We start from the raw sequence: 14,433 nt of genomic DNA, 5'->3' as shown, positions 1-14,433 counted from the left end.
CTTGCACCGCCTTCGGGCCTATCCGAATTTTCTTCAACAGTTTCCAGAAGTCCGCAAATGTACTCGCTTTCCGATTTCGATTTTAACTTGCCGCAAGAGCGTATTGCGCAATTCCCGCTGCCAGACCGCAGCGCTTCCCGCCTGTTGCACCTGGACGGTGGGCAGATCATCGACCGCCAGTTCGCCGATATCGTCGGCCAGCTGCAGGCGGGCGACCTGCTGGTGATGAACGATACCCGCGTGTTGAAGGCGCGCTTCTTCGGCGTCAAGGAGAGCGGCGGCAAGATCGAGGCGCTGGTCGAGCGCGTGCTGGACAGCCGCACCGTGCTGGCCCAGGTACGCGCCTCCAAGTCGCCCGGCCCCGGGGTCAAGATCCGCCTGGCCGACGCCTTCGACGTCACTGTCGGCGAGCGCGCCGGCGAGTTCTACACCCTGCATTTCGACGCCGACGTGTTCGACCTGATCGAAGCGCACGGCCGCCTGCCGCTGCCGCCGTACATCGAGCACGACGCCGACTCGTTCGACGAAACCCGCTACCAGACCGTGTTTAACAAGGTGCCGGGCGCGGTGGCCGCGCCGACCGCCGGCCTGCACTTCGACGAGAAGCTGCTGGCCGAGCTGAAGGCCAAGGGCATCAACTTCGCCTACGTCACGCTGCACGTGGGCGCCGGCACCTTCCAGCCGGTGCGCGCCGAGGTGCTGGCCGAGCACAAGATGCACACCGAGTGGTACACCATGCCGCAGGAAACCGTGGACGCCGTGCGCGCCACCCGCGCCGCCGGCCGGGATGTGGTGGCGGTCGGCACCACCAGCCTGCGCGCGCTGGAATCGGCCTCGCAGAGCGGCCAGCTGGAAGCGGGCAGCGCCGATACCGCGCTGTTCATCACGCCCGGCTACCAGTTCAAGACGGTCACCCGTCTGATCACCAACTTCCACCTGCCGAAGTCGACCCTGCTGATGCTGGTGTCGGCCTTCGCCGGTTTTGAACAGATCCGCCAGGCCTACGCCCACGCGATCGCCAACGAATACCGTTTCTTCAGCTATGGCGACGCCATGCTGTTGACGACGCAAGCACGAGCAAAATAAGGAACAATATGTTGGAATTTACGCTACACAAGACCGATAGCAGCGGCCTGACCAAGGCCCGCCGCGGCGAAGTCAAACTGAACCACGGTGTGGTCCAGACCCCGATCTTCATGCCGGTCGGCACTTACGGCTCGGTCAAGGCGATGTCGCCGCTGGAGTTGAAGGAAATCGACGCGCAGATCATCCTGGGCAACACCTTCCACCTGTGGCTGCGCCCAGGCAATGACGTCATGGCCAAGTTCGGCGGCCTGCACGACTTCATGGGCTGGGACAAGCCGATCCTGACCGATTCCGGCGGGTTCCAGGTGTTTTCGCTGGGCGCGATGCGCAAGATCACCGAAGAGGGCGTGCACTTCAACTCGCCGATCAACGGCGACAAGCTGTTCCTGTCGCCGGAAGTGTCGATGCAGATCCAGCGCGTGCTGAACTCCGACATCGTCATGCAGTTCGACGAATGCACGCCTTATGAAATCGACAACCGCCCGGCGACTCTGGAAGAGGCGGCAAAATCCATGCGCATGTCCTTGCGTTGGGCGCAGCGTTCGATGGATGAGTTCAACCGTGGCGAGAACCCGAACGCGCTGTTCGGCATCGTCCAGGGCGGCATGTTCGAGAACCTGCGCGACGAATCGCTGGCCCAGCTGGAAGAGATCGACTTCCCGGGCCTGGCCATCGGCGGCCTGTCGGTCGGCGAGCCGAAGGAAGACATGATGCGCATCCTGGCCCACGTCGGCCCGAAAATGCCGGCCAACAAGCCGCATTACCTGATGGGCGTCGGCACGCCGGAAGACCTGGTCAATGGCGTGTCCAACGGCGTCGATATGTTCGACTGCGTGATGCCGACCCGTAACGCCCGCAACGGCTGGATCTTCACCCGCTACGGCGACGTGAAAATCAAGAACGCCCGTTACAAGGAAGACAAGGAACCGCTGGACAGCACCTGCTCCTGCTATGCTTGCCGCAACTTCTCGCGCGCCTACCTGCATCACCTGAACCGCACCCAGGAAATCCTCGGCGCCCGCCTGAACACCATCCACAACCTGCACTACTACCTGGACATCATGCGCCAGATGCGCGAGGCCCTGGATGAGGACCGTTTCCATGCCTGGACCCTGCAATTCCACGCCGATCGCGGCCGCGGTATCTGAATTTAACTAAAAGTGTTGTAAGTCTTGTAAAAAGATTTATGCCACCCACATAGCCGGAAGACCTAGCGCCTTCCGGCCAGTGCTAGAATACAGCGCTATTTTTTCAAACTATTATCGGAGTCACCTGTGTTCATTTCCAACGCTTATGCCCAATCGGCTTCCCCACTCGACGCACTCGGCCTGGGCGGTAATCTCACCAGCTTCCTGCCGCTGATCCTGATGTTTGTCGCGATGTACTTCCTGATGATCCGTCCTCAGCAGAAGCGCGCGAAAGAGCAGAAGGCCATGATGGAAGCGCTGGCCAAGGGCGACGAAGTCGTGACCGCCGGCGGCGTGCTGGGCAAGGTCTCCAAGGTGACCGACCTGTACGTGACCATCGAAATCTCCAGCGGCGCCGAAATGACGCTGCAAAAGAATTCCATCACCATGCTGCTGCCCAAGGGCACGCTGAAGGCGCTGTAATCAGCCTCGGCCTTGGCCTCGGCCCGCGTAACGCGGGCCTTATTGCATCCGACGCCTAACACTGAACGTTGAACAATATGAATCGCTATCCTCTCTGGAAATACATACTGATCGTAGTCGCCATTCTGCTGGGCGCGCTGTACACCGCGCCCAACTACTATGGCGAATCGCCTGCGGTCCAGGTCACGAGCGGCAAATCGACCGTCAAGATGTCGTCCGACATGGGCGCCAAGGTGGAAGAGGTGCTCAAGGGCGCCGGCATCGCCTACAACGGCATCGCCTTCGACGGCACCGGCACCTACGCTTCCGTGCGCGCCCGCTTCGCCGATCCGGACACCCAGTTCCGTGCCAAGTCGGTGCTGGAAAAGGGCCTGAACGCCGATCCGGCCGATCCGACCTACCTGGTCGCGCTGAACCTGCAAAAAGACACGCCGAAATGGATGCAAGCCCTGCATGCGCTGCCGATGTACCTCGGCCTCGACTTGCGTGGTGGCGTGCACTTCCTGATGCAGGTCGATACCAAGGCCGTGCTGGCCAAGCGCGTGCAAGGCATCCAGGCCCTGGCCCGTACCTCGCTGCGCGACAAGAACGTGCGTCACGCCGGCATCGACCGCGTGGGCGACACCATCGAAATCAAATTCCGCGACGACGCCACCCGCCAGAAGGCCAAGGACGTGCTGCAAGGCCAGATGACCGACCTGCTGCTGGTCGATTCCGGCGAAGGCGATGCGCTGAAGACCACCGTCACCTTGAAGCCGGTCGCGCTCAAGCAAACCATCGACGACGGCGTCAAGCAGAACATCTCGACGCTGTCCAAGCGCGTGAATGAACTGGGCGTGGCCGAACCTATCATCCAGCAGCAAGGCCCTGACCGTATCGTGGTCCAGCTGCCTGGCGTGCAGGACGTGGCGCGCGCGCGCGCCGTGATCGGCCGCACCGCGACGCTGGAAGTGCGCATGACCGATAACTCGGTCACGCCGGGCACCGAGCTGACTTCGGCGATTCCGTTCAACTCCGAGCTGTTCACCGTCGGCCGCAACGTGCCGGTTGTGCTGAGCAAGGATGTCGTCATCACCGGCGACTCCATCTCCAGCGCCACCGCCACGTATGACCAGAACCAGCAGCCTGCCGTCAGCATCACGCTGAACGGTGACGGCGGCCGCAAGATGCGCGACCTGACCCGCGACAACGTCGGCAAGCGCATGGCCATCGTGCTGTTCGAGAAGGGCAAGCCGGAAGTGCTGTCGGTCGCCACCATCCAGAGTGAGTTTGGCAGCAGCTTCCAGATCACCGGCATGGGCAACGCGGAGAACTCCGCCGAGCTGGCGCTGTTGCTGCGCTCCGGCGCGCTGTCCGCACCAATGGACGTGATCGAAGAACGCACCATCGGCCCGCAACTGGGCGCCGAGAACATCAACAAGGGTCTGCATTCGACGATGTACGGCTTCGCCGCCATCGCCATCTTCATGATGGTCTACTACATGATGTTCGGTTTCTTCAGCGTGCTGGCCCTGGCCTGCAACCTGTTGCTGCTGCTGGCGTTGCTGTCGCTGATGCAGGCGACCCTGACCCTGCCTGGTATCGCCGCTATCGCGCTGGCGCTGGGTATGGCGATTGACGCCAACGTGCTGATTAACGAGCGTATCCGCGAAGAGCTGCGTTCCGGCGCCACGCCGCAGGCGGCGATCGCCGCCGGCTTCGACCGCGCGTGGGCCACCATCATCGACTCCAACGTGACCACGCTGATCGTCGGTATCGCACTGTGGGTGTTCGGTTCCGGTCCGATCCGCGGCTTCGCCGTGGTGCACTGCCTGGGTATCTTGACCTCGATGTTCTCCGCCGTGTTCATCTCGCGCGGTGTGGTCAACCTCTGGTACGGCCGCAAGAAGAAGCTGCAATCGCTCGCCATCGGTACCGTTTGGGTACCGGGTCTGAAATAACTCAGGGGTTCACATGGAATTTTTCCGCATCAAAAAAGACATACCGTTCATGCGCCACGCGCTGGTGTTCAACGCCATTTCGGCGTTGACCTTCGTCGCGGCCGTGTTCTTCCTGATCACCCGACCGCTGAACTTCTCGGTGGAGTTCACCGGCGGTACCGTGATGGAACTGAAGTACCAGCAGCCTGCAAAGCTGGAGCAGATCCGTCACTCGCTGGAGAAGATCGGCTACGAGCAGCCGGAAGTGACCGGCTTCGGCACCGCGCATGACGTCATGTTGCGCCTGCCGGTGGTGAAGAACGTCAGCTCGAAGGATGCGTCGCAGCTGGTGTTCACCACGTTGTGCGCGGCCGAGCAGGGTTCGCCCAAGCAGGTCGACGCCGTCAGCGCCAAGGGCGAGCACGTGGTCAAATCCGCTTGCATGGACGCGGCTGGCAACGAGGCGGTATCGCTGCAAAAAGTCGAATTCGTCGGCCCGCAGGTGGGCGACGAGCTGGCGCAGAACGGCTTGAACGCGCTGGTGATGGTGATCATCGGCGTGATGATCTACCTGGCCGTGCGCTTCGAATGGAAGTTCGCCGTCGCGGCGATCGTCGCCAACTTGCACGACGTGGTCATCATTCTCGGCTTCTTCGCCTTCTTCCACTGGGAGTTCTCGCTGACGGTGCTGGCGGCGGTGCTGGCGGTGCTGGGTTACTCGGTCAACGAGTCGGTGGTTATCTTCGACCGTATCCGCGAAAACTTCCGCAAGCAGCGCAAGTCGTCGGTGCATGAAGTGATCGACAACGCGATCACCTCGACCATCTCGCGTACCATCATCACCCACGGCTGCACGCAGATGATGGTGTTGTCGATGCTGTTCCTGGGCGGTCCTACGCTGCACTACTTCGCCGTCGCGCTGACCATCGGTATCTGCTTCGGTATTTACTCGTCGGTGTTCGTGGCCGCCGCTGTGGCCATGTGGCTGGGCGTGAAGCGTGAAGACCTGATCAAGCCGATCAAGGAAAAAGACGAAACCGATGGCGCTGTAGTGTAAGCGTCGCCAGCTTCTCAAAAATCCCTCTCCAGCCTGGACGCGCTCAAGATAGCGTTCAGTGCAAGGGAGGGATTTTTTTATTGTTCTTCACGGATTTGCGGGAAGCAAACTCGGATCTGGAGGTTTGGGTATTCCTTTCGGCAGTAAAGTCTAATTCGATCAAAATCGCGCCGATTCAGTCTAGTGGCGTCCAAAATCTCCGGGGGGGCGAGTTTTCTAGACTGAAATCGCCGGAATGCCAAATTCACTAGACCGGAATCGTCTTCGCAAAGCAACCCCAAGACCGAATTAGACTCTCCCTCATGACGGCTTAGACCGACCTGGATGTATCAACGTCGCGTACTGCACGTCTTTGTAGTTGCTCGGCAAAGCGCGCCCTGTAACTGTCGGCACGGATCCAGTAGTCGTCGCCGGGAAAGCGCAGCCAAACAAAGCGCCACGCGTTGCGCCCCTTTGCATGGCGATTGGCGAACAGCGAGGGAGTGATGGACTGGCCATCGTCGGACAGGATGCGATCTCCGACTACCTTGGCGAATTCGATGGTGTCGTGGTAGCTGGTTCGCAAACTGGTTCTGTCGGGCAGGAAGATATTCTTCCATTGAAAGCCGCGCATTGCTTGACCGTTCTTGCGCAGCGCGAGCCGCTCCGTTTCAATCGCCAACCATCGCTGGACCAGTTCCGTGACAAAGGCATCAGGTTTGACGCCAGGCCGGGTAGCCATCAAATGGTATTCCAGATTCTGAAAATCCAGCAGCGGCAGGTATATTTGGTGTTTCGCTTCGTATGCCATGATGGAGTCCTTTCGAACGGGGTCTATAAGTTGGACCACGGAACGGAACTATGGTTCGCTTTAGACTTTGGCTTGCTAAAACGCGACCAAATTAGATTTGGCTGCCGGACTTCCTCGACCGTTTTGGATATCGCTTGGGAATTTCAGTCTAGATTAGCTGTATTCGGCTCCAACCAGACTGAATTAGACTAAGTTGTGATTTGGAATACCGAAGCCTGAAGGGGGAGGCTCGGTAATCCGTGGAGAACCGTACTTATTTTGGCTTGATCATGTCGTACAGCGCTTGCGCGGCGGGTGACAGATGGCCGGCCTTGCGGGTGATGAGCACAAGCTGGCGCGAGATGGTCGGCTCCTTCAGCTTGATGGCGCGCAGGCGCGGATAGCTGCCCTTGATGATCGCCAGGTTGGGCACGATGGCGGCGGCGATGCCCGAAGCCACCAGGCCCACCGCCGTCGCGCTGCGTTGCACGTCGTACTGGAAGTGCAGGTTCAGCTCCGCGCTCTTGCTACCCAGGTAGCTGTCGAGCAGCGCGCGGTTGCCGTTGACGTCGCCCGAGAAGATCAGCGGGTAGGGCTGGATCTGCGACCATGTCAGCGAACGCCGTTTGGCCAGCGGGTGATCGTCGCGGCACACCAGCACGAAGTGATCCTCCATCAGCGGCACCGACACCAGGTCGGGATGCATGCCGCCACCCAGGCCGATGCCGAACTCCGCTTCCCTGCGCTGCACCGCCTCCGCCACGCGCGACGAAGCGTGGTCGAGGATCTTGATGCGGTTCTCGGGAAAGCGCGCGGAGTATTCCTGGATGATCTGCGGCAGATACTGTATGCCCACCGTCGGCACGCAGGCGATCGCCACATCGCCGCGCTGCGCCTTGCCGGTATCGCGGATCTCGTTCAGCGTGGACGACAGCTCTTGCAGCAAGCGCCGCGCCTGCGGCAGGAAGTCCTTGCCGATGCTGGTCAGCGCGATCGAACGCGTGGTGCGCTCGACCAGCTTCACGCCCAGGAAGTCCTCCAGGTTGCGCAGCCGTTGCGTGACGGCGGTCTGTGTGACGTGCAGCGTCTCCGCCGCTTTCTGGAATCCGCCAAAGTCCGCAATCGCGACAAAAGCCTGCACGCCGAGTATGTCTATTTTCATCAGAAAAATGAATGAATGGTCTAAATAAATTCATTGTACTAATATTTTAGGGAGGCGGAAAATCCGCCTCATTGAAACCGAAGGAGATGGTCATGCCGCTATCAACAATTTTCCTGGTGTTCTCCAAGCTGGCGCTGATGGGCTTTGGCGGCGTGATGCCGTTTGCCTATCGCGCCCTGGTCGAGCAGCACAAGTGGCTCACGGCCGAGGAGTTCGCGAAGTATCTCGCCACCAGCCAGATGCTGCCCGGCCCAACGATCTGCAACGTCGCGCTGATGGTGGGCAACCGCTACGCCGGCACGGGCGGCGCGCTGGCGGCGCTGGCCGGCATGGTCGCCGGCCCGTTCCTGGTGGTCATCGCCTTGGGCATGGTGTACCAACGCTTCGGCGAGATCGAGATGTTCCGCCACGCGATACGCGGCATGGCGGCGGTGGCGGCGGGGCTGATCCTCGCCACAGCCGTCAAGATGGCGAAGTCCATGTTCGCCAAGGCCGACTGGCGCGAACACCGCACGCAGTTGCAGGCGGCCTTGCTGGTGTTGGCCTTTATCGGACTGGGTCTGCTGCAATGGCAGCTGGCGCTGGTGTTCTGCTTGCTGGCGCCGTTGGGCACCGGTGCGACTTACCTGGTGGGAGAGAAAAAATGAACGAGCAATCTCCGGTAGTCGAACTATCGCTGCACATCGCGGTGATGTCTTTGATGGCGGTGGGCGGCGGCGTGGTGCTGCTGGGGCCGCAGGTCGGGCACTACGTGGTCGAAGGCAAGCAGTGGCTGAACAACGAGCAGTTCTCGGCCGCGTATGCGATAGCGCAGGCGGCGCCCGGTCCCAACCTGCTGTTTGTTTCGCTGGTGGGCTGGCTGATCGGCGGCTGGGCGGGCGCCATCTTCACCACGCTGGCGGTGCTGGGGCCGTCGACGCTGCTGACACTGGGCGCGATGCGCTTGCAGGCATGCCATGCCGGCGGTCGATTGACGCAGGCGCTGGGCGATGCCTTCGCGCCGATATCGATAGGCTTCCTGGCCGCCACCGCATGGCTGTTCACCCGCATCTCCAACGTCAGCTGGCATGCCGATGTGCTGACGGTGCTGGCCGCGTTGATACTGCTGCGGACCAAGATCAATCCGGTGCTGCTGATCGCGGCCGGCGCGCTGGCCGGCACGCTGGGGCTTATCTGAGGGATTGCTGCGTTGAGCGCGACCGCAGCGACGCCGACGGGCAGTGGCCGAACAGCTTGCGGTAGTCGCTGGAAAACTGGCTGAAGTTACTCAGGCCCCAGGAGCCGGCCACGTCGCCGATGGCGCCGCCGTCCTGCAGCTGCCGCCGCACGCCGTTCAGGCGCACCATGCGCAGGTACAGCATGGGGCTCATGCCCAGCACGTCCTCGAAGCAGTATTGCAGCGTGCGGCGGCTCACGTGCACCCGTTCGCACAGCTCCGGCACGGTAATCGATTCGCTGCGGTGCGCCATGATGTACTCGCGCGCCAGCGAGACCACGTGGCGGCGCCGTTGCAGGCTGGCCGCCAGCGCCGGTTCTACGCAGCTGTGGTCCAGCATGTCGAGCAGGGTGGACAACACCAGCTCCTGCCACTGCGCCGCGCCTTCGGCCGCGCTGTCGCCCTCGGCCGGCAGCAGCTGCGACAGGATGCGCAGGCATTTGGCCTGGGCCTGCGCATCGACCTGCAACAGTTCGGCCGACTGCACCCGCTGCCAGTCGATCTGGCAGCCGTAGCGCCGCGCCGTCTCGACCAGCAATTCGCGGCTGGCGACGATGCCGAAGATGCTGTAGGCGCTTGGCGTTACCAGTTCGAACTCAACGTTGCCGGGCTGCACCATAATCCGGTTTGCCTCGGTCTGGCGGCCGTTGATGCGGGTGCTGGCGCCGTGGTCGGGCAGGCCGAACCAGATGGCGTCCGGCCACACGCGGCAGGACTGGCGCACCGACTGGCTCAGGCTTTCGCGGAATACTTGCAGCTGCGGCAGGCGCAGTTCGGTCAGCGCGCCGTGGAACAGGCCGGCGCTGATCTGGTCGTAGCTTTGTTGCCAGTTGGTGAGCTTGCTGGCCAGTTCGTCGGCGTCGTGCGCCATCACAGTGCGCAAATCTGGCGCACTGTGTAACAACTCTGTCGCAGTCTGGTGCATATTATTTTTCTCCCACTGTTGTTATTTCTTCCCGTCGACGCCAGCCCCTCGCAAGTTTGCCGATTTTCGATAACGCTGGCATTTGGCTCGCTCCTATACTCGATTCTGCTGCAACTTCCATACCAGACGCGCTTTACCTTAGGGAGAATCACATGAATGCAAAACAGGCAGCCGGGCAACCGGCGCTGCAACAGTCGCTAGGCACCTTCCAGTTGTGGGGCATCGCGGTAGGCCTGGTGATCTCGGGCGAGTACTTCGGCTGGAGCTATGGCTGGGCCTCGGCGGGGACGCTGGGCTTCACCATCACGGCGCTGTTCATCGCGGCGATGTACACCACCTTCATCTTCAGCTTCACCGAGCTGACCACCTCGATCCCGCATGCGGGCGGCCCGTTCGCCTACAGCAAGCGCGCCTTCGGTCCGACCGGCGGCTACCTGGCCGGCGCGGCCACCCTGATCGAGTTCGTGTTCGCACCGCCGGCGATTGCGCTGGCGATCGGCGCGTATCTGAATGTGCAGTTCCCCACCGTCGATCCGAAGACGGCGGCGGTCGGCGCCTATGTCGTGTTCATGACTTTGAACATTGTCGGGGTGCAGGTGGCGGCGACTTTCGAGTTGCTGATGACGCTGCTGGCCATCTTTGAATTGCTGGTGTTTATGGGCGTGGTGTCGCCGGGCTTCTCGGTGGCGAACTTCGTCAAGGGCGGCTGGTCGGGGCAGGACAGCTTCAGTATCGCGTCGGTCCCCGGCATGTTCGCGGCGATTCCGTTTGCGATCTGGTTCTTCCTGGCGATTGAGGGCGTGGCCATGGCGGCCGAGGAAGCCAAGGACCCGAAACGCTCGATCCCCATCGCCTACATCGCCGGCATCATTACGCTGGTGCTGCTGGCGATCGGCGTGATGGTGTTCGCCGGCGGCGCGGGTGACTGGACCAAGCTGGCCAACATCAACGATCCGCTGCCGCAGGCGATGAAGATCATCGTTGGCGAGCACAGCAACTGGCTGCACATGCTGGTGTGGCTGGGCCTGTTCGGATTGATCGCTTCCTTCCACGGCATCATCCTCGGCTATTCGCGCCAGATCTTTGCCTTGGCCCGCGAGGCTTACGTGCCGCATTACTTCGCCAAGATCCACCCACGCTTCAAGACGCCGCACCGCGCCATCCTTGCGGGCGGCGTGATCGGCATCGCTGCCATCTATAGCGACGAGCTGATCAAGATCGGCGGCCAGACCCTGACCGCCAACATCGTCACCATGTCGGTCTTCGGCGCCATCACCATGTACATCCTCAGCATGCTCAGCCTGTTCAAGCTGCGCCGCATGGAGCCGAACATGGTCCGTCCTTTCCGTGCACCGTTCTATCCGCTGTTCCCGTCGATTGCGCTGATCGGTGCGCTGATCTGCCTGGTGACGATGATCTATTACAACCTGCTGATCTTTGGCGTGTTCGTCGGCTTCATGGCGGTCGGTTATGCCTTCTTCCTGGCCACCAAGGGCAATCGTCAACAGCACGCGGCGTTCGACGCTGTCTAACTCACATCAACGGAGCACTACTCATGTCCAAAACTCTTTTCTCCCTGCTGGCCGCGGCCGGATGTCTGGCCTGCGCGGCAGGCAGCGCGCTGGCTGCTGACGCCGCACCAGCTGCGCCCGCGCCCGACTGGACCAACACCGGCAACGTGACGCTGGTGTCCGACTATATTTTCCGCGGCATCTCGCAGACGCAGGCCAAGCCGACGGCGCAAGCCACGCTGGACTTCACCCATGTCAGCGGCTTCTACCTCGGCCTGTTCGGCTCCGGCGTTTCGCACGCGGCCTATAACAACGGCAGCGGTTCGGAGATCGATGTCTACGGCGGCTACCGTTATCCGCTCAGCGCGGACAGCAATATCGACGCCGGCCTGGTGACCTACTGGTATCCCGGTGCGCACTATGCGGCGGGCGGCAAGGACATCAAGTACCATACGCAGGAGGCCAAGCTGGGTGTGAACGTTGGCGCTTTCAATGCCTACGCCTGGGTGGCGTTGAGCGAGTACTGGTTCGGTTTCGCGGTGCAGCCGGACAGCGGCAAGCTGGCCAACACGCGCGGCACCGCCTACGCCGAGGTGAACTGGAATCCCGAACTGATGCCGGGCCTGGTGCTGAACCTGCACGCGGGCCGCCAGCAAGTGCGCAATATGAGCGATTTCAATTTCTTCGACGTCAAGGCGGGTGTGACCAAGACGATCGACGTTTGGGCGTTCACGGCGGCGGGCACCTACAACAGCGGCGACGCCAGCAAGAACGGCACGCCCTTGTGGACCTTCTTCAACGCCGACGGCAGCGGCAAGAACGTGGCACAAAAGCGCCTGGTCGTAACGGCTTCGCGTAACTTCTAGACCACCGGCAGTATCGGGAGACGGCAATGAGCAGCTTTGCACATACGGTAGGCAGCAGGACATATCAGTTCCGCGACCTGAAGGACTTGATGGCGAAGGCGACGCCGGCGCGATCCGGCGACTACCTGGCGGGGCTGGCGGCGGCCAGCGCCGAGGAGCGGGTGGCGGCGCAGATGGCGCTGGCCGAACTGCCGCTGTCGCTGTTCCTGAACCAGATGGTGGTGCCGTATGAGCAGGACGAGGTGACGCGGCTGATCATCGACGATCACGACCGCGTCGCTTTCGCCCGCATCGCCCACCTGACCGTGGGCGACTTCCGCAACTGGCTGCTGGGCGACGCCGCCGATGAAGCTGTGCTGGCCGCCGTCGCACCCGGCATCACGCCGGAGATGGCGGCGGCCGTCTCCAAGATCATGCGCATCCAGGACCTGATCCTGGTGGCGAAGAAATGCCGCGTCGTCACCCGCTTCCGCAACACCATCGGCCTGGCGGGTTGCATGTCGACACGCTTGCAACCGAACCATCCGACCGACGACGCCACCGGCATCGCCGCCAGCGTGCTGGACGGCCTGCTGTACGGCAGCGGCGACGCGGTGATCGGCATCAACCCGGCCACCGACAACGTGCCGCAGGTGATCAAGATCGTCACCATGCTCGACGAGATCATCGACCGCTATGGCATCCCCACGCAGTCGTGCGTGCTGACCCACGTGACCAACACCATCGCAGCCATCGAGCGCGGCGCGCCGATCGATCTGGTGTTCCAGTCGATCGCCGGCACCGAGGCGGCCAACGCCAGCTTCGGCATCAACCTGGCCCTGCTGGCGGAGGCGCAACAGGCGGCGCTGTCGCTGCAGCGCGGCACGGTGGGCAACAACGTGATGTATTTCGAGACGGGGCAGGGTAGCGCGCTGTCGGCCAACGCCCATCACGGCGTCGACCAGCAGACCTGCGAGACGCGCGCCTACGCGGTGGCGCGCAAGTTCCAGCCGCTGCTGGTCAATTCGGTGGTCGGCTTCATCGGTCCCGAGTACCTGTACGACGGCAAGCAGATCGTGCGCGCGGGGCTGGAGGACCACTTCTGCGCCAAGCTGCTGGGCCTGCCGATGGGCTGCGACGTCTGCTACACCAACCACGCCGAGGCCGACCAGAACGACATGGACATCCTGCTGACCCTGCTGGGCACGGCCGGCTGCACCTTCGTCATGGGCATCCCCGGCTCGGACGACATCATGCTCAACTACCAGACCACGTCCTTCCACGATGCGCTGTATGCGCGCCGTGTGCTGGGCCTGAAGCCGGCGCCGGAATTCGAGTCCTGGCTGAAGGAGATGGAAATCTTCACCCGCGACGATTACGTTACACTGGGCACAGCGCTGCCGGCTTCCTTCCAGCGAGCGCTGGCCAGCCTGAACTGATGGGAACCAGAATGAACGACGACGAGCACCTGCTGCCGGCCAGCCCCGTTGGCGACGATGGCGTGGTGACCAGCAATCCGTGGGGCTCGCTGCGGCGCTTCACGGCGGCCCGCATCGCGCTGGGACGCAGCGGCGTCAGCCAGCCGACCGCGCCGCAACTGGAGTTCCAGCTCGCGCATGCGCGCGCGCGGGACGCGGTGCATCTGGCTTTGGAGCACGCTGCGTTGGGCAATGCCTTGCAAGTTGCCAGCGGCTTGCCTTGCCTGTCGCTGCACAGCGCGGCCGCCAGCCGCGACATCTATCTGCAGCGCCCCGACCTGGGCCGGCGTCTGGACGAAGCCTCGCGCCAGGCGCTGCTCGAACGTCCACGTGATGCGGCCGGCTACGACCTGGCCTTCGTCATCGCCGACGGCTTGTCGGCGCTGGCCATCGAGCAGAACGCCTTGCCCTTCCTGAACGTGCTGATGGCGCGCCTGGCCGCCGAATCGTGGTCGCTGGCGCCGCTGTCCATCGTCCGGCAGGGGCGGGTGGCGGTGGGCGACGAGGTGGGCGAGTTGCTGGGCGCGCGCGCGGTGGTGGTGCTGGTCGGCGAACGCCCCGGCCTCAGCTCGCCCGACAGCATGGGCCTGTACCTGACCTGGGCGCCGCGCACCGGCCTGACCGACGCCGCCCGCAATTGCATCTCAAATGTGCGTCCGGCTGGTTTGACCTACAATGATGCAGCCTTCAAGCTTCACTACCTGCTGTCCGAATCGCGCCAACGACAGTTGTCCGGCGTCGCGCTGAAGGACGAGACAGCCACCGACAATACCCTGCTGGACGCGCCGCAGCGCAACTTCCTGCTCGACCTCGATTAGTCGGCAGGCGGACGTCCCGCCGACCGACTTGCGAGAG

General features: G+C 62.5%; 14 protein-coding genes. 11 read left to right on the top strand and 3 right to left on the bottom strand.

The window, feature by feature from the left end; all coding sequences use genetic code 11:
• The first annotated feature begins 57 nt into the window (after positions 1–57).
• The 5 genes from queA to secF all read left to right on the top strand — a co-directional run bounded on the left by queA (position 58) and on the right by secF (position 5,672).
• Positions 58–1,086, top strand: coding sequence for a tRNA preQ1(34) S-adenosylmethionine ribosyltransferase-isomerase QueA (gene queA / locus KVP70_RS12460; protein ID WP_217942531.1), 1,029 nt, complete (start codon positions 58–60; stop codon positions 1,084–1,086).
• A gap of 8 nt (positions 1,087–1,094) precedes the next feature.
• Entirely contained in the window at positions 1,095–2,234 is a 1,140-nt protein-coding gene (gene tgt / locus KVP70_RS12455) for a tRNA guanosine(34) transglycosylase Tgt (protein WP_217942530.1), read from the top strand.
• A 126-nt stretch (positions 2,235–2,360) separates the two neighbouring features.
• Positions 2,361–2,696, top strand: a complete 336-nt coding sequence (gene yajC / locus KVP70_RS12450; protein ID WP_020700692.1) for a preprotein translocase subunit YajC — start codon at positions 2,361–2,363, stop codon at positions 2,694–2,696.
• Between the two features lie 77 nt (positions 2,697–2,773).
• Positions 2,774–4,636, top strand: coding sequence for a protein translocase subunit SecD (gene secD, locus KVP70_RS12445; protein WP_217942529.1), 1,863 nt, complete (start codon positions 2,774–2,776; stop codon positions 4,634–4,636).
• 13 nt (positions 4,637–4,649) lie between these two features.
• Complete coding sequence (secF, locus tag KVP70_RS12440) at positions 4,650–5,672, top strand: protein translocase subunit SecF (protein ID WP_217942528.1); 1,023 nt, start codon at positions 4,650–4,652, stop codon at positions 5,670–5,672.
• A 310-nt stretch (positions 5,673–5,982) separates the two neighbouring features.
• Here the strand turns inward: secF and KVP70_RS12435 are convergent, their stop codons facing one another.
• Positions 5,983–6,462: a hypothetical protein gene (locus KVP70_RS12435; protein ID WP_217942527.1), complete on the bottom strand. Its 480-nt coding sequence runs from the start codon at positions 6,460–6,462 to the stop codon at positions 5,983–5,985.
• 253 nt (positions 6,463–6,715) lie between these two features.
• A complete protein-coding gene (locus KVP70_RS12430) occupies positions 6,716–7,603 on the bottom strand; it encodes a LysR family transcriptional regulator (protein WP_217942526.1) in 888 nt (295 codons plus the stop codon).
• A 92-nt stretch (positions 7,604–7,695) separates the two neighbouring features.
• Here KVP70_RS12430 and KVP70_RS12425 point away from each other — a divergent pair, with 92 nt between their 5' ends.
• Together KVP70_RS12425 and KVP70_RS12420 are read left to right on the top strand one after the other, a co-directional pair.
• On the top strand, positions 7,696–8,250 hold the full coding sequence (locus tag KVP70_RS12425) for a chromate transporter (RefSeq protein ID WP_217942525.1): 555 nt from the start codon (positions 7,696–7,698) through the stop codon (positions 8,248–8,250).
• Positions 8,247–8,780: a chromate transporter gene (locus KVP70_RS12420; protein ID WP_217942524.1), complete on the top strand. Its 534-nt coding sequence runs from the start codon at positions 8,247–8,249 to the stop codon at positions 8,778–8,780. The genes KVP70_RS12425 and KVP70_RS12420 overlap by 4 nt, the downstream gene beginning before the upstream one ends.
• Here the strand turns inward: KVP70_RS12420 and KVP70_RS12415 are convergent.
• Positions 8,773–9,690 carry a helix-turn-helix domain-containing protein gene (locus tag KVP70_RS12415; RefSeq protein ID WP_229224764.1) on the bottom strand — a complete coding sequence of 306 codons (918 nt, stop codon included), beginning with the start codon at positions 9,688–9,690 and terminating at the stop codon, positions 8,773–8,775. The two genes, KVP70_RS12420 and KVP70_RS12415, sit on opposite strands and share 8 nt — an antisense overlap.
• A 206-nt stretch (positions 9,691–9,896) precedes the next feature.
• Between KVP70_RS12415 and eat the strand changes: the two genes are divergently transcribed.
• The 4 genes from eat to eutC are packed head-to-tail and all read left to right on the top strand — an operon-like array spanning position 9,897 to position 14,396.
• A complete protein-coding gene (gene eat, locus KVP70_RS12410; RefSeq protein WP_217942522.1) occupies positions 9,897–11,276 on the top strand; it encodes an ethanolamine permease in 1,380 nt (459 codons plus the stop codon).
• A gap of 23 nt (positions 11,277–11,299) precedes the next feature.
• Positions 11,300–12,121: a TorF family putative porin gene (locus KVP70_RS12405; protein WP_217942521.1), complete on the top strand. Its 822-nt coding sequence runs from the start codon at positions 11,300–11,302 to the stop codon at positions 12,119–12,121.
• Between the two features lie 26 nt (positions 12,122–12,147).
• Positions 12,148–13,539: an ethanolamine ammonia-lyase subunit EutB gene (locus tag KVP70_RS12400; RefSeq protein ID WP_217942520.1), complete on the top strand. Its 1,392-nt coding sequence runs from the start codon at positions 12,148–12,150 to the stop codon at positions 13,537–13,539.
• 11 nt (positions 13,540–13,550) lie between these two features.
• Positions 13,551–14,396 carry an ethanolamine ammonia-lyase subunit EutC gene (gene eutC, locus KVP70_RS12395; RefSeq protein WP_217942519.1) on the top strand — a complete coding sequence of 282 codons (846 nt, stop codon included), beginning with the start codon at positions 13,551–13,553 and terminating at the stop codon, positions 14,394–14,396.
• The last annotated feature ends 37 nt before the right edge of the window (positions 14,397–14,433 follow it).

It is taken from the genome of Duganella violaceipulchra, from assembly GCF_019166075.1.
GTDB classification, from domain to species: Bacteria; Pseudomonadota; Gammaproteobacteria; order Burkholderiales; family Burkholderiaceae_D; genus Rugamonas; species Rugamonas violaceipulchra.
Note: the sequence above shows the minus strand (reverse complement) of the source record. Positions and strands in the feature narration are given on the sequence as shown.

What these genes read in the sequence shown, in the direction of transcription:
- queA (WP_217942531.1), top strand. Translation starts at nt 58, where the DNA reads ATGTACTCGCTTTCCGATTTCGATTTTAACTTGCCGCAAGAGCGTATT.
- tgt (WP_217942530.1), top strand. Translation starts at nt 1,095, where the DNA reads ATGTTGGAATTTACGCTACACAAGACCGATAGCAGCGGCCTGACCAAG.
- secD (WP_217942529.1), top strand. Translation starts at nt 2,774, where the DNA reads ATGAATCGCTATCCTCTCTGGAAATACATACTGATCGTAGTCGCCATT.
- secF (WP_217942528.1), top strand. Translation starts at nt 4,650, where the DNA reads ATGGAATTTTTCCGCATCAAAAAAGACATACCGTTCATGCGCCACGCG.
- KVP70_RS12435 (WP_217942527.1), bottom strand. Translation starts at nt 6,462, where the DNA reads ATGGCATACGAAGCGAAACACCAAATATACCTGCCGCTGCTGGATTTT.
- KVP70_RS12430 (WP_217942526.1), bottom strand. Translation starts at nt 7,603, where the DNA reads ATGAAAATAGACATACTCGGCGTGCAGGCTTTTGTCGCGATTGCGGAC.
- KVP70_RS12425 (WP_217942525.1), top strand. Translation starts at nt 7,696, where the DNA reads ATGCCGCTATCAACAATTTTCCTGGTGTTCTCCAAGCTGGCGCTGATG.
- KVP70_RS12420 (WP_217942524.1), top strand. Translation starts at nt 8,247, where the DNA reads ATGAACGAGCAATCTCCGGTAGTCGAACTATCGCTGCACATCGCGGTG.
- KVP70_RS12415 (WP_229224764.1), bottom strand. Translation starts at nt 9,690, where the DNA reads ATGGCGCACGACGCCGACGAACTGGCCAGCAAGCTCACCAACTGGCAA.
- eat (WP_217942522.1), top strand. Translation starts at nt 9,897, where the DNA reads ATGAATGCAAAACAGGCAGCCGGGCAACCGGCGCTGCAACAGTCGCTA.
- KVP70_RS12405 (WP_217942521.1), top strand. Translation starts at nt 11,300, where the DNA reads ATGTCCAAAACTCTTTTCTCCCTGCTGGCCGCGGCCGGATGTCTGGCC.
- KVP70_RS12400 (WP_217942520.1), top strand. Translation starts at nt 12,148, where the DNA reads ATGAGCAGCTTTGCACATACGGTAGGCAGCAGGACATATCAGTTCCGC.
- eutC (WP_217942519.1), top strand. Translation starts at nt 13,551, where the DNA reads ATGAACGACGACGAGCACCTGCTGCCGGCCAGCCCCGTTGGCGACGAT.